The sequence below is a fragment of the Cytobacillus purgationiresistens genome (assembly GCF_030813235.1).
Classification (GTDB): Bacteria; Bacillota; Bacilli; order Bacillales; family Cytobacillaceae; genus Cytobacillus; species Cytobacillus purgationiresistens.
The window spans coordinates 1-21185 of the sequence record NZ_JAUSUB010000041.1 but is presented as its reverse complement, the minus strand read 5'-3'; the positions used below and the strand labels follow the sequence as shown (position 1 = coordinate 21185).

Genomic DNA, 21185 nt, shown 5'->3' with positions numbered 1-21185 from the left:
ATTGTTAGGTGCAGCTGCTGAGAAGATTATAGAGATATTTGAGAGCCTAATAAAATTTCTATTTGATAGCTTAATAGAACCTTTTACTGGACTGTCACAATTAAAAGACTTGGTATTCGGTATGAATGATGACGGGAAACTAGTATGGTCAACATTTAAGGCATCAGACTTAAATGATGCCCTAAACCCGGTATATTATTCCATGTTTACACTTTCTGGGTTTTTCATAGTCGCTTTCATCGTTATTTATGGTATGAGAATTGCTGGTGCTCCAATAAATCCTCATCGAAGAAATGAATTGATAGAGTTTTTCAAAGATTTACTTCTTGTTGGAATCGTACTAGTCAACTTACCTATTTTATACGACTTACTTTTTACAATTAATGACGGAATAATTAAGATGTTTAACGGGGCTTATGAAAGTAGTTTGGACAAAATCAAAGAAGAGACAACTGAAGACGTATCTGGAGTAATGGGTTACATATTCATTCAATTAATCCTTTTTGGACTCATGATTTGGGCTAACTTCTACTACATGATGAGGAAAGTTACTTTGATCATTTTGATGGGCATGGGGCCTCTAATGATGGTTTTCTGGCTTCACCCACAGTTTAAACCGATCACATCCTCTTGGTTAAAAGAACTCATTGGTTCTATTTTTGTACAGTCTATACATGCATTCGTTTTTTGGACAGTTGCTACATTATCTTCCACAAGCGACGGGTTCGTTGAAACCGTTATCGTATACCTTATCTTTATCCCTATTTCTGAGGCGGTTCGAAAATTATTAGGAATGGGTGGAGATATGCAAGGTGGACTTTCAAAAGCAGGGGCCATGCTTGGCATGGGGGCTTTAGCAGGGATGTATGGTTCTGTTAAAGGTGCAATTGGTGACAAAAGTGTATCTGGTGCTATTAAGGGTATGTACTCTGGTGCCAAAGATAGAATTCAAGGAAAAGGGAACGGCCAAGAAGAGGGTACTAAAACAATGGGAGCAATGGCAGGTTCTGATAAAGGAACAACATCTAATGCTGAAAAAATGCTCAAAGCTGGTGACATTACAAGTCGTTTCGGAAAAGCAGTTGCTGGTATGGCAGGTGCAGTAGCAGGTTCACCAATGGGACCAGTAGCCTCCATTATGGGCGCAACAGCTGGTTCGGCTGCTGGTGGTGCAATAGGTGGATTAGCTGGGAGGGTTGGTTCGTCCGCTCACCAAGGAATCTTAGCTCGCAATAGAAAAGGGCTGGATGCTTTCAAAAGTGGTGGAATTGGAAAGAACGGTGCAGGATTTGATGAAAACTTTGCTAACGCAGTTGCAGATTCGGAAACACTGTCTTGGGCAAATCAAAATAAAGATGCAGAAATGGCTAGACTAAAAGAATTACACCCTAATGCGTCAAAAGGTGAGTTAGAAAATAAATTTAGCCAAATCGCTGCTTCCAAAAGAACTGGTTTTTATAATAAAGCAAAATCAATTTATGGTTCTGCAAATAAAGAGAGTGAAGGTTTCACCAACCCTTCAACTATGATTAATGCTTCGTCTGATGCTATGGCTAATCAATGGGCTCATGATAATAAGGACAAATTTTTATCAAATTATGCTACTCAGAATCCTCAAAAAGCCGGAGAAAGTAATGAGGATTATACTGCAAGAGCAATGACTGCCTTTACAAGTAAAAAGGAACAAATGAAGAATGCATTCATGGACAGAGGAAACAGTGTTGCATCTAGTTTGAGTGGCGATCCTAATGAACCAATATCAAAAAAAGAATTCAACAGTAGACTTTCCTCTGCAATTAAAGATATTCCTGAAGTGGGAAATGTAAATAGTATTAGTGCCGCCGGCAATGACGCAGTTAACCATGTACAAGGAGCTTCATTATTACAAAGTTCCGGTAAACCAAATACTGCTTTTCTCGCTGGTAGAATGGCTAACATGAAAACACAGGATATGAAAAATGAGTTTATAGCCGCACAAACCGCAAATGGAGTATCACAAGCAACTGCAGCTAACATGTGGAAAGAAAAAATGCCTTCATTACACAGCGATAATCTTAAGATGTACACAGATAGCGCCAAAACCGCTGATAATGCCACTTTTTCAAACGGTTTTGCGGGTTCAATGGAAAGAATGCAGGACCTTGGTAAGAAGAGTGGTAGTTATTTAGCAGCAGGCTCAGGCATACCGGGTTTTGTTAACAGTACTAAGAAGCTAGGAAGTGCATTAAGCACGGGTGCTTCACAAGCAAATGCTTCAATGGCTGTTAATTCACAATTTGGTGAATCCGGCCTTCTTACAACGATGAGCGGAGTAAGGCAGGCAGCTACAGATGGATTAAGATCAACTTTTGATTCAATAGCTGAGCAAAGTGGCGGAGCAGTACAAGCACAACAAAATTTTCAAAACGTCGCTGGCTATTCAGCTGGAATGTTATTTGGGGCAAAAGCTTACCAAGGAGCTAAATCTCTTGCATCTAGACATTCCCCGTTTGCAAATCAAGTACAAAACGAAATTAAATCGCCTTCCGAAGTTATTCAGATGGCTCAAACAGTAACAGATGATCACGGAAATAAAATGATTGCACCTGGCGCAATCAGACAAGTATTTACACCCAATGAATCGTATGTAGAAGTACGTACCAAAAGTGGTGACAGCCAAATTGTATCGAGAAAATCAGCTGGGCATAGTGGACTTAGAAGTGGGGATGTTGTTTATCAAGATCTTGATATGCAAGGAGATTCACTGATAGCTCGCTCGTCTAGTAGTGGTGCTCCATCCACATATAGATTAGATAGCGGAGGCGGTAGAGTACCTACACCAATGAATCTATCATCCAATCCAAATGAATTATTAGGTAACCCAAGCTTAAGAGGAAGGCATAGCCCAATTTCTAAGCCAAATGTACCGTCCTATAGTCAAAGTGTAGATGCCGGGCAATTTCACATTGAGGATATGGTAGATAGCGGCATGGAAAATTTCCAAGTTGTGATGGAGAAAGATCGTCAGTTTGTAACAGGTAGCAAGGAAGGTGTGACATACAGACTATCTCCTATTTTCTCTGGTGATAGTAGACTACAAAATGATGAGACGATTCAAATACCTGTAAAGGTAGATAGAAAACAATTGAAACCTTTATCTCCAACGGCTGGCTCTTCAATCGCTATTAATAGTACGAACGGTACACCTAACATGAGTACTTATACAGATTACAATCAGACCCCTACGACGCCGTATTACTCAGCTGAATCAATTAGTGAGTTAATAACATCCAGGGATACCCTAAGGATAAATCGAGGGTTAAACAAAAGGAAACAGATTGATCTTGTACGTAGAAAACAAGGATTGTTGGGGTGATTATGAATGCCTCAACAACAACAACAACAAGAAGATAAAAATGCCATAGTAGAGGTTGCAAAGCAACAAGCAAAAAACAAAGCAAAAAAGGCCCTAAGAAACAAGGCAACTGCGCTACTTAAAAAAGGTGCAAAAATTGCGGCGAAGATTACCCTTAATGCTGTTATGGGTGCCTTTAAAGCATTACTTTCCTTCCTTGCTACAGTAGGACTCCCTTACATTCTAATAATTGGTGGAGTTCTACTGGCAATTTTTATCATCTATTTCAGTGTTACTTTTATTTTCTCTGATACCGATAGTGGATTAAATAAGGTTGGCAAAAACCTTCAGAATCATATAATTGCAGAATCCGAAAAAACTGTAGATATGTCAAAGCCTGAACAAGTTCCATATCGGGTTCCTCCTGAGTTGATCATAGCCGCTCTGCAACTTTATGAATCTACTAACAATGGGAAATCAGCAAAAGAAGCGGTCACAATTATGGCAGAAACACTTAAGCCCGTTTTCACTTATGAAGAAAGTGAAGGTTCAATTGAGACAAACATCGAAACTTGCGTTACTACGGATGGGAAAACGAATTGCAGTACTGATAAAGAAAAGAAACCATATACTGTGACCATGTTAACCAGCGTTGAGGCTTGGGATAGAATAATGACATCTACTGTAACCCCTTTTACGACTGATTGGAAAACTTCAGTTAAAGAAACGACTGAGATAAAAACAAGACCCAAAATTGATTCAGAAGGTTTTGTGGTTCCTGATGAGGTTGAGGAATATGAGGTTATACGGGTAGTAACAACAAAAACGAGAGCCAATACACATATTCAAGATAAAATAGAAAATGAGGATTATACGTATTTCAATCGAGTGTTATCCGATTCTCCATTTAATTATGGACAAGAAGATAAATTACTTGTAGAGGCACTATATGAAGCGACAGGCAACTATATAGCATATAAAGCTTGGCTTACTGGAAACAACAGTATGGTGGGATATGATGGGACAGTAATACCTGGTGAGGGTGTCCCTGCAGAGTATATGCAATATTATTTGGAAGCGGAGAAAGTATATAAAGTAGATTGGTATTATATAGCAGCCATTCATTTTGTAGAAACTGGTTTCTCTACACACCCAACCATGATTTCATCAGCCGGAGCAGAAGGCCATGTCCAATTTATGCCTTGCACATGGTTAGGATGGTCTTATCCCGGCTGTAAAGGTTCTAATGGATATGTAAATCTCCCTGATAGCATTAAATACAACCCACTCCAAATAAAGAAATATGGAGGTTTAGGAGTAGATGCCGATAAAAATGGAGTTGCCTCCCCCTGGGAAATTAAAGATGCCATTTTTACTGCTGCTTCATTATTAAATAGGAATGGTTTTAGCAAGAATATAGACAATGCAATATTTGCTTATAATAGGGCAGATTGGTACGTGACAAAAGTAAAATCTAAAGCCCAAGAGTTCAGGGATTCAGCAAAATATATGGGAACTGGTGAACTCAATCCAGGTTCTTTTATAAGACCCACTGTTGGCACTATTACATCTACACACGGATGGAGAGTTATCCAAGGGCAAAAGCAATTTCATAACGGTATTGATATTGCTACAAAAGCGCCTAATACTTCAATAGTTTCTGCTGCCGACGGTGTAGTGACCAGAGTAGTGACCGGTTGCCCGCCTCAAGGAAGCTTTGGTAACCGTTGTGGTGGGGGATTCGGTAATCATGTATACATCAAACATAATGTAGGAGGAAGAGAGTATGAAGCTGTGTATGCACATATGAGAAAAGTGGGGGGAATTACTTTGAATCAAAAAGTTGTTCAAGGGCAGTTTTTAGGAATTATGGGAACTAGCGGTAGTTCTACTGGAGTACACCTTCATTTTGAGCTACATAATGGAACTCGTAACGGCCGGGCTACAGCTTTAAATCCAGCTCTTTATGTTCCATTATAAATGGTTCACAGATATGAAGAAAAAAGTAAAAGGAACATTAATTATTGCATTTATTTCCATTTCGCTGGTTTGCTTATATTTTTATTTACATGTAGTTGAAAAAAATAAGCAGGTGACAGTTCCAGTTACTATAGAAAAAGATGTTACTCATCAAGTATTAGATTCTATTACTGAAGATGAAAAAATGGAAGAGTATATTTTATCCGGTTTGCATGATAAAGAGATATTTAAAGAATTTCATTCACACACTAAAAACGAATTTGAATCAAAAGATTATCCTATATATTTGTTGTTCACAGGAATTGAACAAAATGATATTGAGATATTTCTGAGTGGGTTTTCTACTTATTCAATTCAAGAATCATTTGGTCATTTCAGTAAATTGACTGAGCGAGAGCGATTTCTTAAACAGGTCATTTCCGATTTTTCAAGAGGGAATACACTTAAGAGTATCCAGTATCAACTAAAGCTTGATAGCTATGATCAAGAAACAAACGAAGGCAATCTAATTTTTCTTTATCAAGGGCTGCCTGAGGTTCAAGTAGATATTAAATTGATTGAATCAATCAATCACGGAGAAAAAAGCTTCTTAATTGATACGCCTATTACAGATATACTTAAAGAAATAGAAAATGCACAACATAAAGAACAACTTCCTTAATGAAGTTGTTCTTTATGTTGTGCTTCTTAAAACAAGGGTTTTATTACCTAGATAATTATTTCCTATAGACACGTGCTTTCATATTATTCCAACCATTGAAATACCTAATAATAGTAGATGTAGACACAACTGGTTGCACTTTGGCTAACTCATTCCATTCTGCATAAGTAGGTGGTTGACTAGGAAAATGCGTTTTTATCATATCTGCGATTTCATTCATTCCAATAGATAATGGTTTCTCCAATATCTCTTCCATCTTAACTTTACCGAGATATGTTTCAAATACTTTGAAAGTAGGTAAGTTATGTTCACTGGCATATACATTCCATTGATAACTATTTTTAAAAAAATGTTTATGTTGTATAAGGATTTCGATTAGCTCTTCTTTAGTATATTTTAATGGTCTATTTTGATCGTAAGTTCTTATATCTAGCTTATCTTTTATTTCGTTCCATTTACCTAATCTTTTAATAATAGTCTGAGCGCGAGGGAGTTTCTGTTCCTTAGCATATACATCCCATCCTCCCACACTTCCCAATGCATTCTTATTAGACTCTACAATTTTCCATAATTCTTTATCAGAGAATTGTTGACCTCTACTCATATCATTCCGCCTTTTCTAACCAATTAATTGCCCACTCTTGATTTCTATAAGCAAAGACTTCAATTTCCTTCCTCACTGCCTCTGAATATACTTCAATATACTTATCACCATTAGGAACTAGCTTACATTCTTGGATAAATTCTTCGCAAGCAGCTGCAGCATAGTGATTAGTTCTTCTATAAGCAATAGGAAGTAAATAATAAGCTACATGTGCTTGCAGTAAAACTTCATATAAGTCTTTTCTTTCCTTGAGTAACCTATCAAAATACTCTAGTGTCCCAGAAGACTTTACTTCAAAATAATCAAAACCCCATAAGCTTCTGCTTGTTATTTCCCCAACAGCTTTTAACTGTAATTTTCCGTCATTTATTATTACCTCTGTTTCTAGAGTAGGTAGATAATATTCAGAACTAGCTGTACCTTCTAGAAAGTGATAGGTGAAGTACTCTTCAAAATTGTAAACTCCTTTAGGATTAGGATGTTTAATCCATGCCTGAGAGCCGAAACTTGGCAAGGGATTAGGTAATAAAACATATATCTTTTTATCTCGTCTATTATAAGCTAATAACCAGTTATCACTATTCATAATAGATGACATAACTCTATTGGAATTATATTCGGCTTGAGTAATAGTTAATTCGTTTATTACCGTACCTTCTAATTCTTTTTCTTGTTCTAAGTATAAGTGCAAATTTCTATTTTGAGTATCGAGGTGTTTATAGTTCGAAAATAGCTTTCTTTTTTCTTTATCTTTTTTATATACGCCTTCAACAGTTCTTCGATGATATTTATTCTTTTGAATAAAGTATAAGGGTAATAAGAATGGAACTAATAATGTGGATATCATATTTACGCCCGCATTAGATGTGATAAATATTAATAAAATTGATCCTATTAATACAGCAATGAAGCAGATTGCTGCATACAACAAACATAAATAAAAGATAACTAATACAACATTTAGTACTGTGACAACGGACAAATCAGAAACCAAACCAACGCGTTCGGCAAAGCTAACAAAGCCTATTTTATCAAATATCGGATAAAACCAATCATTCCATTCCCATACTAAGAAAATAACAGATATGATACCCACAAACCCGGCTAATCCTAATGACTTTTGTCGTCGATATTGCATCTTTGCTTCAGCTAACCATAACAAATCAGTTAACATATTCCCACCACCTTTATAAAATAATGTTATATTATATATGATAAAATTCTATCACTATTGTCCTATTTGGTCAAACAAATTCTTCCATAATATAGATATATAGTATTATCGAATTATGAATATGGTATAATATTACCGTAAAGAAGATCATAAATTTAACGGGTAAACCCCATTGGCTGTTTAGTATTTAACTAAGCGGCTAATGGGGTTTTTTTTTAAAAGGGGGAAGAGCAAACTTGAAAAAGAAGACTTTAATACTAACCTGCTCTATTATTGCAATCTCGTGCTCAAATGTTTATGCAGAGACTAATAGCATCCAAGATCAGATATCCAATGTTCAGGAAGATTTAAGTAAGTTAGAAAAAGATAATGAAGAGATGAACAATAAACAATACGACCTCTACAGTCAAATTTCAAAGCTAGATGAGGCTATTGCAGAAAATGAAGATAAGTATTCAATTACTAATAGTAGAATCAGTCAGATCCAAGGTGAAATTAAGGAACTACAAGATGAAATATTAAAAATCGAACAAGGGATGGAGTTGCGTTATGAAGTCCTGAAAGAACGAGCAAAAAGTTTACAAGAGTTATCAGATCAACCTTGGTACTTGGATGTCTTATTTGGTTCTACAGGACTAAGTGATTTTTTCTCTAGGGTTGAGGCAATGGTTACCATCTCAAAAGCTGACAAAGGACTACTGGATCAACAAGGAGAAGATAAAAAACTAATTCAACAAAAAAAGGTGGGACTAGATAAAACTCTAGCTCATTTAAAGAATATTGAAGACGAATTAAATGAAATCTCCAATATTGTTGAGAATCAAAAGAAACAAAAAAAAGAAATGATTTCATACCTGAAATATAAAGAAGAACAAAACCTTACTGAAATTAGGCATTTGGAGCAAAAAAAGTCGATGCTTAAAGATCAAGAGGAGAGAGAAAGGCATGCAATAGAATTTACATCTCCATTAATGAGTTCCCAAGTACCTGAAGAATACATGTCTTTTTATCTTACAGCTGAAAAAAAGTACGGTATTCCTTGGAACATACTTGCTGCTATTCATTCAATCGAAACGAACTTCTCAACACATCCATCAATGGTTTCGTCGATGGGTGCTCTCGGTCATATGCAGTTTATGCCGGCTACATTTGAATCGTTTGGAGTAGATGCTGACAATGATGGTGTCGCTGACCCCTTCAGCTTGGCAGATTCAATCGAAACAGCTGCTAGATATCTTTATAAGCACAACTTCTTAAATGACCCTAGCAAGGCCATATGGCACTATAACAGAGCAGACTGGTACGTCAATAAAGTAATTCAAACATCTGAAATGTTGGTAGCCGCTCCATCCAATCTCTCTGGAGCAAATGATGTAACAACTATTGGTCAACAATGGATAGGTAACACTGTTTATATATTTGGTGGAGGGAGAAACCAATCAGATATTTCAAATGGACGCTTTGACTGTTCCAGCTTTGTTCATTGGGTATTCAACCAATCAGGGATTAAACTTGGAGAGCTTACTAGTGTAACTACAGACACACTAAAAGTTTTAGGGTACCAGGTATCGGTAAATGAAATGATGCCCGGTGATTTAGTATTCTTTGACACTTATAAAAAAGATGGACATGTAGGAATCTATCTTGGAAACGATAAATTTATTGGTGCCCAGAGTTCAACTGGTGTTGCAGTTGAAACTATGACTTCAGGCTATTGGAAAGAAAAGTTCAATCAGCGAGTTGTCCGTATTAAGAATTGAACCACTTACTAAATAAAAGATACGATTTTTAAAAAACAATGAAGATAAGGGTAGGATACAGATATTTTATTCAAAATTAAAAATCCAAAGATTAGAAGGAGGAATATTTTGATGGAAAGCCCCAAGTATGATTACATGCAATATTTTTTTCATGAAATTAATAAATATGCAAATTTACATGAATCAATTCAAATGAAGCTAGAAGATTATTCGAAAAAAGAATTAAAAGAAATGGCTAACCAGGTATTAACGATTAGTTACTGTTTTATTAGATATAGCGCAGAAATTAAAGAGCTTCAGAGAGTTCTTTCTTCTTTAAATTTCCACTTTGCGGTAATGTGGCATTTATCAGACTCGCTTCATAATATTCCTGATTCCCTAAATAAAGATAGAACACATGGAGACTTTGGATTAGCTCAATATCTCAGCGAATTCTTTGTTTTTAACTATTTACTTGAAAATATGGAAAACAAACCACTTAATTATAATCAGAGGTTTCAGTACAAGTTAGGTATCAAAACTGAATGGTATCATCTATATGATAGTTATACAGAAAATAATATTATCAATGTTTAATATCTAAAGTACTCTTGAAGGAAATTTAAGTAGATTTTATCCATACATTCCTATGAATCTACTATCATAAGTTAATTTTAAAAGCCTCGGATTCCAGTTTCCTAGTCCAGTATAAATTACTACATTAATGAGGAACTATGCTTATTTAATAAAATATTTATTCGGAGGTGTTTAATTTTGATATTTGATATGAATGATTATGATAGTACATTAAAATCACTATTAGAGTTATTAAACTTACGTGAGGAAGATAGAGAAAATATATTAGATTTTGTTTACCTTGAGAGTACAGATGTAGAGGATTTTTTAGAATCATTCGAAATTGAAGATAATCATTTGTTAGGAAAGGATGTTGAACTTGTAAGTCTGCATAGCACTACCAGTATAGATAAATGTATATCTATTAAAGAGGTTGGAATTATTAATTTACAGGATGCAGTTTCACAAGAAACACCATTAAAGGATTATTTAAGTAAAAAAGAAATACATATTAATATTAAGGAGAAATACATTTTATATAAAGGTAACAAACTTGATATTAGTGAGAAAACTGATGGTTTTTCTTTGACCGATGCAGAAGAGCATAGAAACCGTGTAATACATAAATTCTATGGAGATTTCCAAATCAATGGATTTCTATGCCATTCAAATATAGTTTCATATGGTGGCTATACTAGAGATAGACCTGAGATACTCTTTGATTTAGCCCAATTTTTAACAGATGCTACAATTGAGAGTGATTGGGTTAAACATAAGAACAAAGAACATTTTATTATTAAATTTAAGCAACCCCTTAATTATTATAGATATTGGACATTTTTGGTTGAATATGAGGATAGTTATTACGGAATTACTAAAGACAACCTAGAATATTTACCAAATGAAGTAATTGAAGTAAAAGTTAAAAGATGGTTGATTCAAAAATCTCTCTATATTTTAAGATATGGTGTATATGAACTATTTTCATATGTAAATCCAAAAGTAAAAATTGAGCCAAAAGACATCATGGGAATCATGTTAGAACAAGAATATCTTGATAAGTATGAAATTGAAGATGATTATTAATGCAGTCTGATAAAAATGAAAATACTTGAGAAACTAAGTATTCTTTGTTTATAATACTTTTCCTACTTTATACATTTTCTCCAATTTCGCTCGTTTTACCTAATAAGAATTATTGGTCAAACGATGATAACTAATATTGTGAGTAAATATTCCAATAAAATACCGTATAAGTACAAGGAGTTACTTAATGTAGTTTAGTTCTTTATTTTAACTTGAATAAAAAGTAAATCCCTGCTTTTAATATAAAAGCAGGGATTTTTGACGTTTTAAAATACTTAGGTATTGGTGAAAATTAAGGAATCTTATTGTAGAAAAGCGCTCTATAGTTGAAGAGCGTTATTTAACTATAGCCTTCCCTTAGTTAAAAATAATTATATTTTCACCGTACAACATTTATAGATGATATGACCATTATCATCAGTTGTTCCTGTACAGACATCCACTCGCAAATTGTTATAAATCGTACAACGAGGAAACTGTTCTTTCGTTCATTTATTTTCCCTCAAAGTTCTAGGGGTTTACTCACCAACCATACCGTCGTTATCATTATCCTTCATATATGGGTATAACCAATGATCACTCGTAATTGGCATACTAAAACCTGCTGCTTTTGCTTCTTTAATTGTCACCTGTCCATTACCGTTTGTATCAACACTAGAGATATCACCGTTTGTGTTTGAACTAGTTGAATCAGAAGGCTTACTGCCAGTTAAACCGAGTGATGAGTTTACTTCGTCAGGGTTCACATTGTCAAATTTATCAACAATCTTGTTACCAATTAAAGTATAGGTATACTGATAACTTGAAGGAATCTGCGTTTCCGTATTTGGATATGTGATAATTGCTTCAAAATTAGTAGCTCCGCCTGCCTTACGGATCACGTCTTCCATATAAGCTTGATCACCGTGTCGGTTGAGCGCACTATCTTGTGGGGTAATATTATAAGCATTCGATACCCCTCCGAGAGAATCAGCAATTATATGTCCTTCATCTAAAACGTCACTTTCGACGCCAGGAACCTTCGCCTCATCAGGATAGTATCTGCCAGACGATAATACAGGTTCGTTACTGTCATCTTGTAGAATGATTTCGTCAGCAATTACACGTACTAGTTGCCCGTATTCATTAGTAAATGCCCAATATTCACGGTCCCCATAACCAATGTCAACGACGACGTTAGGTTCACGATATCCAGACAAATCACCACCATCAATTTCAATAAGTTTGTATCCTGAGAACAGTTCATTATTTGGTTGGGTTGGTGCTTCCTCTACTTCTGGTTCATCAACAACCGTAGTGATAGATTCTTCTTTTTCGTTATTTTTATTTGTATCAACTGTGGTTACTTCTTGTGGATCTGCTTCTACACCTGTAATGGATGCATCTTCTACGTTAGTACAGCCAACCATAAAGATGGTCGTTAAAAGTAAGATTAAATAGTTCATTTTCTTTTTCATTTTAGGACTCTCCTATAATAGTTTCATACTGTTCATTCTAAAATTCTCGGAATTTAACTTAGATTAACATTGTTAACCTAGTGATAATAGTATATTCCAAGATTAACTTTATTACAGTAGATACTTTGTTCGAAGTGTGCAATATTAAATTTCAATAAAGGCTTGTACAGTTTCAAATTGCAACTCGAATAATGTAAATCTATGAAATCCATCGGTTTACATTTAGTTCCATAATGATGGGGGTATACCCTCATCATTTTCGTATTTTCAATCTTACATTTAGCCAGTGATTGCTTATGGTGGAATATCACTGATTGATTTTTAGATGTGACAAAGTATGTTTTATTACTACGGAAAAGCGCCCTATTGTTGAATAAAATTAATATTATTTAATGCTTTTATCTTGATTAAGTATGCTAATAATTTCAGTAAGTTTTTCGTTTCTCTCTCGGTTTAATTTTGTTTTTTCTTTCGTGAACTTAACTACTTTAATTACAAAATAAATAGCAAAAACAATAAGAATTAAATAAAAAATGGTAGGTAAAAAAGTTAAAAGAACAAACATGTCTGTTGCGGATGTGTGATCCATATTAATCTTACAAGATGGACGCATGATAAATGAAGAACTAATTAAAGAAGGGTTGGCCAAGGTGATTGTCTATGAGCCAAACAAGAAGTATTTAAACCATTATAAAGAGCTAGAGGATATTGCCGTTACTAAAGAAATTGGCATGTGGTCAAACAAGTAACTTTAAGTAGTCCTGACTTAATATAGTCTGGGCTTTCTTTTTTGTATTTTTTCACACCCTGATTACAAACGTATGTTCTAATATAATCTTTCTAAAGGGGTGCATAAAAAATGAATCTAAACGTGGTATTAAAAAATGGAAGTGGTGCGTTTTTTATGGTGGAACAACAGGCATTACTAAAGAATTTTCACGAGGAAGACAACAAAGTATTAAAACCTATTTTAGATGAACAAGAAATGGAACAGTTAGGATTTCTAATTATGGAATCATTACATTATACTTTGCCAATACAAATTACTTCTTGGGTAGATGGGTATTTTGAGCAAATTGTTGGGACAGTTAATAAAGTAGATCATTTAACGAAATACATTGAAATAGACAAAACTGAGTATAAGATGCGGATTAATATTGATAATATTTCTAATGTAAAGAAGGTTTAACATGACGAAGATCCCAGATACAGATAGAGATTTGATTGAACAGGCGATGTATTTACCCATGTTGATCATAGTCCTTGAAAAAGATAAGAACATTATAGAAAAGTCTCCATTTAAATTAAAGGGGCCGTACATAAATCTAATTGAAAAAACTCTACAAGATGTGCGAAAAGAGCTCAGAGATGTTAAAAATAGAATGAGGAGTAGCAATATAAAGGTTCAAGAAACCAAAAGAGATAAAGATTTCACAACGTTTACTTTTTTTTATAAGGGTTATGAAGAAGATCATAATTATTTTAATCCGCGGTTAAGGAATAAAGTTAATGAATTACTAGAGTATTATTTGTATAAGCGATACAACTTTTAATATCGGAACACTCAACTGGAATAACCAACCTTGTATACCATCATCCTACTAATTACTTCACATGATGAACACTTTAGAATTATATTAGGTGATTATTATGTATATATCTCCAATGTTGCTCCAGAAATCATCTGAAGCTTTTTCTGATGATACCTATCTCTCAGAACTAAAACTTGATGGAATTAGACTGACCCTTTATAAAAGTAATGGGGAGGTTAAACTGTATACCCGACATAAAAATATTGTAAGTAATAAGTTTAAAGAGTTACTAACAATTGATATTCCAAATGGAACTGTTCTTGATGGGGAAATAATCGTTACAGATTCTAGGGGCCACCCATGCTTTGAGTCCATGATGGAGCGTTTTCAATCAAACCATTCAAATCACAAAATTCAATATTGTGTGTTCGACGTGTTATTTTATAAAAACAAAAATGTTATGTCTAGGACCTTAATAGAAAGAAAGATGATGCTGGAAGAATTCCTTCCTCAAAATGATCAAATCGTGCTAGTGAAATATTTAGCTGGGCATGGTCTAGAATATTTTAATTTAGTAAAAGAACAAGGTCTTGAAGGCATCGTACTTAAAAAGGCTTCGTCTATCTATCGACCAAAATCACGCTCATATAACTGGCTGAAGGTAATCAATTATCAGCATGATGAAGTTTATTTGACTGGCTTAAGAAAAAATAATTTCGGAGTTTTTTTAAGTTTTAACGATGGATCACCAGCTGGCATAATGGAATTCATGAAACCAGAAGATCGGAAAATACTATATAGTGAATATAAAAAATATGCGATAAGAGAAACCAAGGATTTCATATTTTTAGAGCCTAGGTTAAAAGGGAAGGTTAAATATAGAAATTTAACCCGAAAAGGATATTTAAGAATTCCTTCTTTTGAACACTGGATAAAAAACTAATAAACCTAGGACAAATTCAATTTGTCCTAGGTTTATTTCTGTTTTGAAGCTCCTATTTATATTTATCAATCCATTCACCAATCACTTTTGAAATGTTTCTCGTGCTATCCATAAAATCCTCAAACAAATAACTTACTAACATGGTTAATGTTATTTCTTCATCATAAGGATTGTTCTTATTGATAAATTGTAAGACTTCTTTTAATTCACGTACTCGGTTCTTATCTAAATTCTCTTCTACATATTCCCTTAAATACTCATTAACCACTTCAGTATTTCTCACAGCAGCATCCAATAAAATTGCAGTAGCAGAGGAAGGAGTGACATCTAATGCATAAGCTAAATCTGCTATTTGATCATATGATGCCTGGACAAAGCGTAGGGTTAAACGTTTTCTGATCCCTTCTTTTTGTATTTGGATACCCGCGTGTTCCAGCTCTCCAAAGTATACAGTTTGACCCATTCTATAATTACGTCTAAAACTATTGGATAATAATTCTATTACTTTCTTAGATTCAATGCCTGCCAAACAAATATGAACACCAACATCTTTTACTGGGTTATTGGTTATATAAGAGAGCCTATAAATACACTCATGTAATTGTTGATTAACAGTTGGTTTGACATCTCTTTTCTTATCCGAGCGCACCTTCCTTTTCTTCTCTTCAATCACTTGGAAACCCCTCCATTTTTCACTCATTAACTTTAGGACACATTCCCGTTGTCCATCTTATTTTTATCTATATGGGGGAGGGGGGAAGTATATGTATAAAATTCTGAAAATTCGTTAACTATATGGATAACGAATAAAGGGAGTGTGGAGCATGGGATTAAAAATGACAAATAAAGAGGCGGCAGGGATTGCTAAGAAGTCTATTGAGAGTGCAAAAAAGTATGGTTTGCCCACCAAGAAAAAAAACAAGAAAAAATAATAATATTATTAAAGCGAATACATTTATTTTATAGTTGTTGATTTGAAAGAAAGTTTAATCAAAAAAGCTCCACAAACCCATATTATATGGTAAATAAGAAGACTCCATTTTGAAAAAAGTTTAATCAAAATGGAGTCTTTTGTTAGAAATCTGCATTTAGTTTTTATAAAAAAGATTGATCAAAAGTAAGCCCCCAATCAAACAACGCATATAAACACGCAGCGCCTCTTGGTACTATGAATGTATCAATTTAAGGGAGGTGCTTTCATATGCCACAACAAAAACTAACCGTTGTCTATTCGGAGTTCCTATTCTTTTTGAAAATCCATTTTTTCCATTAAAAAACCTCCTCATGTATTTCCTTGAGGAGATTATGACATAAGATGGAGATTTATAGCTAGGTGGGAAGAATTTGACGCTTACTTTAAGAAAAGTTAGACTAAATGGTCACTTTTAATATCCCTTGCTGTAAAATAAAATCAAAAAGGGGAAAAAATGAAAAAGTTAAAATTGAAGTATGAGGCAGTAGTATACGGATTACATCCCATGGAAAACGATTATAGTGTGGACGAGTTCGTTTTCAAAAAAAAACAAATAGACTTAACGAAATACGAAGAAGCACTTAATGCTAATCCATATTTCGCAAATCCTAATCTCTTCTCTTGGTGTATGCAATTTGTTGGCGATGAAAACCATTATTATTGTTACTTTGAAAATGATAATCCAATTGAAATTGAGGTTTCAAATAAGAATGGGGCTTCAAAATATCATATAAAAAAATACGTTGAAAAGAACTTTAATGAATTAGTTAACAAAGTCCTATACCTTGAAAAAGTACTTAGATTGGTAACAAACCTTGATATTTTTATCCCAGTAATAAAACTTGAGGTTTACGATGAAGAAATGGAATTTATAGAAAAGTTCTTTTTTATGCAAGATTTCTCGCCATTGAACCATACTTCTAGGTTTTCAAAAAATAACTTGGAATTACAATCTGATAGACTAAGACTTCATATACGTTGGGATTCAATGACAGAAATGATGAGTACAAATAAAGATTATAGTCGTGCCCTAGAGTATTTTAATCAATCTTTTTCTGTTAATAACATCCCAGTAAAACTTTTATGTCTATTCGCATCACTTGAATCGTTATTTAATTGCGACAAAGAGCAAATTGTTGAAAAAGTTTCAACTTATACAAGTAAGTTAATTTTTGATAAAGATAAGAAAGATGAAATCTATTCAAGAATAAAAAAATTGTATGATGAACGTTCGAAGTATATTCACGGACAAAGGACAGATAGAATAACATACGCCTTATATGAGGAACTTAAAGAATTCGTGAGAGTTATTCTCTTAAATTATTGGTTTGTATCAATGTACAATGAAGTAAAAAATAATAGGCAAATGATTAGTTTTCTAGATGAAGAGAAGCCTCTAAACACGACTACACAACTTGCTATTCTAGCAATAAGGGAAACGGATTACACTAAATTTTATTCAGATGTAAGAGAGAAACTTGAGAGTGGTGTTACAGATATTCTTTAAATTTATTGCAATCCTCAAAAAGGATTGCTTTTTTATTTAAACAATCAAAACTCATGAACATATCTATTTTAACTGTTTTCTTATACCCAACCTATTTCTTCAAACCAAAACAGAACTTCAATAGGTACTTTAAACCTTCGCAATATCATAAGTAAGTTTGAATGAAGGGTTATATTTTCCATCTATAATAAAAATAACCACCAATTCAAAAGAGTAAGTGGTTACTAGAACTATTATTTAACGTCAAAAAATCCTCTATTCCTAGGGATTTAATGTCATTTTTCATCTCTTTTTTTTATTTTTTCAATGTTTAATATTGATTTTTCTTGTAATAGAAAAATCACTTCTTGTTCTGCTCTGATAGCCGGTGAGTTTAATTCAAAATTTTTATAATCACATTTCATAGCTTCTATAAATCCTTTAACACTAATTCCTGGATTATCTTTTGTTGCTTCTGCTGTAATTATTGTATGATCACACGTTTAATCGAACCAATATAAATCTTCTAAATTTTCAGTTGATGTCCATGAAACATAATGATTATTATAATTCACTTTATCCAGGTCTAAATGAACTCTTCTTATTTTCCCTGTATACAGTAGATATTTTGCAAAATCATTATCATTTTTATCTTCACTGTTCTCCCAATTACGAATATCTTGTAATAACTTTTTCCAACATTCATCGGTATTGCCTAAATTCCTTCTACCACTTCCTTTTTTTGGATGATTTACCCACATTTGAAATAATTCTAATAGATTCATTTTTAACTCCTTATTTTAATACATACCATTATACTCTCTTGGATAATTTGATGTCTTTTTTATTTTCCTAAAAACTAAAAGACCACCTATAAAATAGTAAGTGATCTCGCAATCTTTAAAGAGATAGGAAATTTCGGTTCATCTTTTTTGCAAACGGTTAAACTTTTTTCAAAACGGTGCGACTTTTTTATAAACAGTTCAACTTTATTTCAAAGCCACAATAGTAAACGTTCATTTAGCTGAAATAGTTATATGTTATTTCACAGCAGCCAGGTTGTTTTGATGTTTTACTTATAATATTTTAATGTTTTCTCCTGTTTTACTTGTTTTCGGCAAGCTTAAGCGCAGTGATATCAAGGGGCTTGAGCATTAAACATAACAAGAACGGTCTTAAACATAACAAAAACGGTTTGAGTTATAACATTAATGGTTTGAAATATAACAAAAACGGTTTGTTTAATATAACAAGAACGGTTCGACATATAACAAAAACGGTTTCATTATAACAAAAGCGGTTTGAACTATAACAGAATCGGTTTAATATAAATTTCCTATAAATATAACAAAAATGGTCTTAAATATAACAAAAACGGTTTCACTTCCTAATATATGTTTTATTAAGGATTCGCCTAACTATAACAAAAACGGTTTGAGTTATAACATTTTCGGTTTCATGTACATTAGAATTTACTCTTGAAATAAAAAAACATACAAAAGTAACAAGAAAAGTCTTTTGTTATAATTCAGAATTTGTCATAATTAGTCTTAATAGGGAGGAGTGACTCTTTTGTTAGAAACTGAATTAGTTGAACCAAGTGGTCATAAGCTAGTTACCAAATCAAATATGCTAATAGAGGCTAACTATAAATTGGGTGTAATCGAACAAAAAATAATCCTCTGTTTGGCTAGCAATATCCATCCGTCCGATTCCGATTTTAAAACGTATACGCTACCTATTAAAGAGTTTACTAAGCTTTTAGGTTTAAAGGGATCTCCAAAATACTCTGATTTACGACAAACCACCAAAGAATTAATGCAAAAGGTTTTTGAGGTGAGAATAGATAAAAAGGTTATTCAAGTTGCCTGGTTAAGTTATGTGGCCTATAACGAAACAGAAGGGACAATAGACATTCGTTTTGACCCTTTCTTGAGACCGTATTTGTTAGAGTTAAAGAGAGAGTTTACAAGCTATAAACTAGAAAATGTCGTGAAACTAAAAAGCTCTTATGCCATTCGAATTTACGAGCTACTTAAACAATATGAGAAAATTCAGGAGCGAACATTCTCGTTAGGTGAATTAAGAAAGATGCTTGGGGCTGAGGATATCTATCCTGCATATGGAAACTTTAAACAAAGAGTATTGATACCAGCGCAGCGCGAACTAAAAAAACAAACGGATATATCTTTTATGATAGAAGAAATAAAGTCTGGCCGCAGAGTAACGAAGGTCAAGTTTATCATCCAAGCGGTTAAGAATAAACCAAAGCAATTGAGTCTTTTTGAAGATAACCTAGAGGAATTCAGAAAACATAATTCCCATTCAGTATCAATAAAGAAAATGGGTTTAATGATGGGAGTAAGGATTACAGACGAAGTTATCGATTCTTGGGAGAAGTTTGGATTTGAAAACATAGTACAAGTTATGGAACAAATACAGCATCGAACAGATATTGAAAATCCTATCGGATACATAACTAAAGTACTTGGGACTGTTTCTATTTCCCAAAAACAAGCTGCTTCATCGTTAGAGGAAGATCCAGTATTACCTTTCTTGATGTCATACTTTCGTAAATCAAAAGAGGTTATGCCTGATTGGTTCATTAATGATAAAGCTATAGAGGAAATACAAGCAGAATTTGATGTAGATTCTGGAGAAGCTAAGGAAATGTTTGACGGGGTAAAAGAAGAGCTCTACGAAATGCTTGGTGTGGCCGCACAACAAAAAGAGGACACTTCTTTAGATCACCAACATAAAGTAGAAGAAATGAAGAAAATGTTGGATCAATTGAGACAAAGGAATTAAATATAACAAAAACGGTTCACAAGAAATAAAATCCCTTCTGATAATGAAGGGATTTTATTATAGAGGTGTATCTTAATTTGTAGAAGTCGATTGCCTTCTCTAATCTAATAATTCTGCGGTCTGTCGCTGTTCCACTCTACTCGTATTAATGTAAAGAGAGGAACATCAGACGTATCTCCTAAATTACTTTCGAGTGATTATTTGATGATAAGCAAAATGGTACTTTTCCGATGAGGGAAAGGTCTTTTTTTGTGGTTAAAATTCTCATTTTGAAGATTTTTTATTTTAAAACAGTATTTTTTCTTCAATTAGTGAATGTATAGCTGTCATGAGGTCAAAAATCTACCGATTCAGAAAAACTATTAAATATGGTTGTCCATCAAAGAATGACCGAGTTGGTGTAGTAAACACTTTTCAGTAAACAGTACGGTAGTATTAAAATTAAAAGGTTATCCATAAGATACGGATTACCTTTTTTAGTTGCAAGTGTAGCTTTTGAATAAAGATTGATTAGAAATGTTTTGAAAATCCTTATTTAGTGAGAACCAAAAAGAATTTATTTTGAAAAAAGTTTGATCAAATACAGAGTAATCATTGTGAATTAGTGTACAATTTTTATAAAAAAGTTCGATCAAAAGTTGAAACTTGCTACAACAATGTTTTCTTTAAAAATCCCCTCTAAAACGGTTAAACTTTTTTTAAAACATCGCGACTTTCTTTCAAACCTACAATTACTGCCTGGTATGTCAACACTAAACTAGACAACTTTTTTAAGGTGTTCAAGTTTATAATCAATTGGACTTACATAACCAAGTGTCCCATGAATTCGTAT

The 21185-nt window shown here is 33.6% G+C and carries 18 protein-coding genes; 12 read left to right on the top strand and 6 right to left on the bottom strand.

What is annotated here, in order from left to right; genetic code table 11:
- Window position 1: 1 nt before the first annotated feature.
- From J2S17_RS26155 to J2S17_RS26145, 3 genes are read left to right on the top strand one after another with little or no spacing between them, the layout of a single operon-like run.
- Window positions 2-3355, top strand: coding sequence for a TrbL/VirB6 family protein (locus tag J2S17_RS26155; RefSeq protein ID WP_307479678.1), 3354 nt, complete (start codon window positions 2-4; stop codon window positions 3353-3355).
- 6 nt (window positions 3356-3361) lie between these two features.
- Entirely contained in the window at window positions 3362-5314 is a 1953-nt protein-coding gene (locus J2S17_RS26150) for a peptidoglycan DD-metalloendopeptidase family protein (protein ID WP_307479674.1), read from the top strand.
- 13 nt (window positions 5315-5327) lie between these two features.
- Window positions 5328-5975 (top strand): hypothetical protein, encoded by a 648-nt coding sequence (locus J2S17_RS26145; protein ID WP_307479670.1) that lies wholly within the window; start codon window positions 5328-5330, stop codon window positions 5973-5975.
- 55 nt (window positions 5976-6030) lie between these two features.
- On the opposite strand, the gene J2S17_RS26140 is transcribed toward J2S17_RS26145, so the two are convergent.
- Together J2S17_RS26140 and J2S17_RS26135 are read right to left on the bottom strand one after the other, a co-directional pair.
- Window positions 6031-6579 carry a hypothetical protein gene (locus J2S17_RS26140; protein WP_307479669.1) on the bottom strand — a complete coding sequence of 183 codons (549 nt, stop codon included), beginning with the start codon at window positions 6577-6579 and terminating at the stop codon, window positions 6031-6033.
- 1 nt (window position 6580) lies between these two features.
- Window positions 6581-7753 carry a hypothetical protein gene (locus tag J2S17_RS26135; protein ID WP_307479667.1) on the bottom strand — a complete coding sequence of 391 codons (1173 nt, stop codon included), beginning with the start codon at window positions 7751-7753 and terminating at the stop codon, window positions 6581-6583.
- 236 nt (window positions 7754-7989) lie between these two features.
- On the opposite strand from J2S17_RS26135, the gene J2S17_RS26130 reads away from it, so the two are divergent.
- The 3 genes from J2S17_RS26130 (at window position 7990) to J2S17_RS26120 (ending at window position 11154) form a co-directional block, all read left to right on the top strand.
- On the top strand, window positions 7990-9513 hold the full coding sequence (locus tag J2S17_RS26130) for an NlpC/P60 family protein (protein WP_307479665.1): 1524 nt from the start codon (window positions 7990-7992) through the stop codon (window positions 9511-9513).
- Between the two features lie 111 nt (window positions 9514-9624).
- Entirely contained in the window at window positions 9625-10089 is a 465-nt protein-coding gene (locus J2S17_RS26125) for a hypothetical protein (RefSeq protein ID WP_307479663.1), read from the top strand.
- A gap of 177 nt (window positions 10090-10266) precedes the next feature.
- Entirely contained in the window at window positions 10267-11154 is an 888-nt protein-coding gene (locus J2S17_RS26120; RefSeq protein WP_307479661.1) for a hypothetical protein, read from the top strand.
- A gap of 518 nt (window positions 11155-11672) precedes the next feature.
- Here J2S17_RS26120 and J2S17_RS26115 read toward each other — a convergent pair.
- Entirely contained in the window at window positions 11673-12611 is a 939-nt protein-coding gene (locus tag J2S17_RS26115) for a DNA/RNA non-specific endonuclease (protein ID WP_307479659.1), read from the bottom strand.
- 587 nt (window positions 12612-13198) lie between these two features.
- Between J2S17_RS26115 and J2S17_RS26110 the strand changes: the two genes are divergently transcribed.
- From J2S17_RS26110 to J2S17_RS26095, 4 genes are all read left to right on the top strand, one after another.
- Window positions 13199-13360: a thermonuclease family protein gene (locus J2S17_RS26110; protein ID WP_370875132.1), complete on the top strand. Its 162-nt coding sequence runs from the start codon at window positions 13199-13201 to the stop codon at window positions 13358-13360.
- A 110-nt stretch (window positions 13361-13470) separates the two neighbouring features.
- Window positions 13471-13800: a YolD-like family protein gene (locus J2S17_RS26105; protein ID WP_307479656.1), complete on the top strand. Its 330-nt coding sequence runs from the start codon at window positions 13471-13473 to the stop codon at window positions 13798-13800.
- 1 nt (window position 13801) lies between these two features.
- Complete coding sequence (locus tag J2S17_RS26100; protein WP_307479653.1) at window positions 13802-14164, top strand: YhjD family protein; 363 nt, start codon at window positions 13802-13804, stop codon at window positions 14162-14164.
- Window positions 14165-14261: 97 nt separating this feature from the next.
- The gene (locus tag J2S17_RS26095) at window positions 14262-15086 is read left to right on the top strand and encodes an ATP-dependent DNA ligase (protein ID WP_307479650.1); all 825 of its coding nucleotides are present in this window, start codon (window positions 14262-14264) and stop codon (window positions 15084-15086) included.
- Window positions 15087-15138: 52 nt separating this feature from the next.
- Here the strand turns inward: J2S17_RS26095 and J2S17_RS26090 are convergent, their stop codons facing one another.
- On the bottom strand, window positions 15139-15759 hold the full coding sequence (locus J2S17_RS26090) for a hypothetical protein (protein ID WP_307479648.1): 621 nt from the start codon (window positions 15757-15759) through the stop codon (window positions 15139-15141).
- 754 nt (window positions 15760-16513) lie between these two features.
- On the opposite strand from J2S17_RS26090, the gene J2S17_RS26085 reads away from it, so the two are divergent.
- Entirely contained in the window at window positions 16514-17566 is a 1053-nt protein-coding gene (locus tag J2S17_RS26085) for a HEPN domain-containing protein (RefSeq protein ID WP_307479644.1), read from the top strand.
- Between the two features lie 275 nt (window positions 17567-17841).
- On the opposite strand, the gene J2S17_RS26080 is transcribed toward J2S17_RS26085, so the two are convergent.
- Window positions 17842-17970, bottom strand: coding sequence for a hypothetical protein (locus J2S17_RS26080; protein WP_307479641.1), 129 nt, complete (start codon window positions 17968-17970; stop codon window positions 17842-17844).
- Window positions 17971-18048: 78 nt separating this feature from the next.
- Complete coding sequence (locus tag J2S17_RS26075) at window positions 18049-18330, bottom strand: hypothetical protein (RefSeq protein ID WP_307479638.1); 282 nt, start codon at window positions 18328-18330, stop codon at window positions 18049-18051.
- 778 nt (window positions 18331-19108) lie between these two features.
- Here J2S17_RS26075 and J2S17_RS26070 point away from each other — a divergent pair.
- Window positions 19109-20353 carry a replication initiation protein gene (locus J2S17_RS26070; RefSeq protein WP_370875130.1) on the top strand — a complete coding sequence of 415 codons (1245 nt, stop codon included), beginning with the start codon at window positions 19109-19111 and terminating at the stop codon, window positions 20351-20353.
- The last annotated feature ends 832 nt before the right edge of the window (window positions 20354-21185 follow it).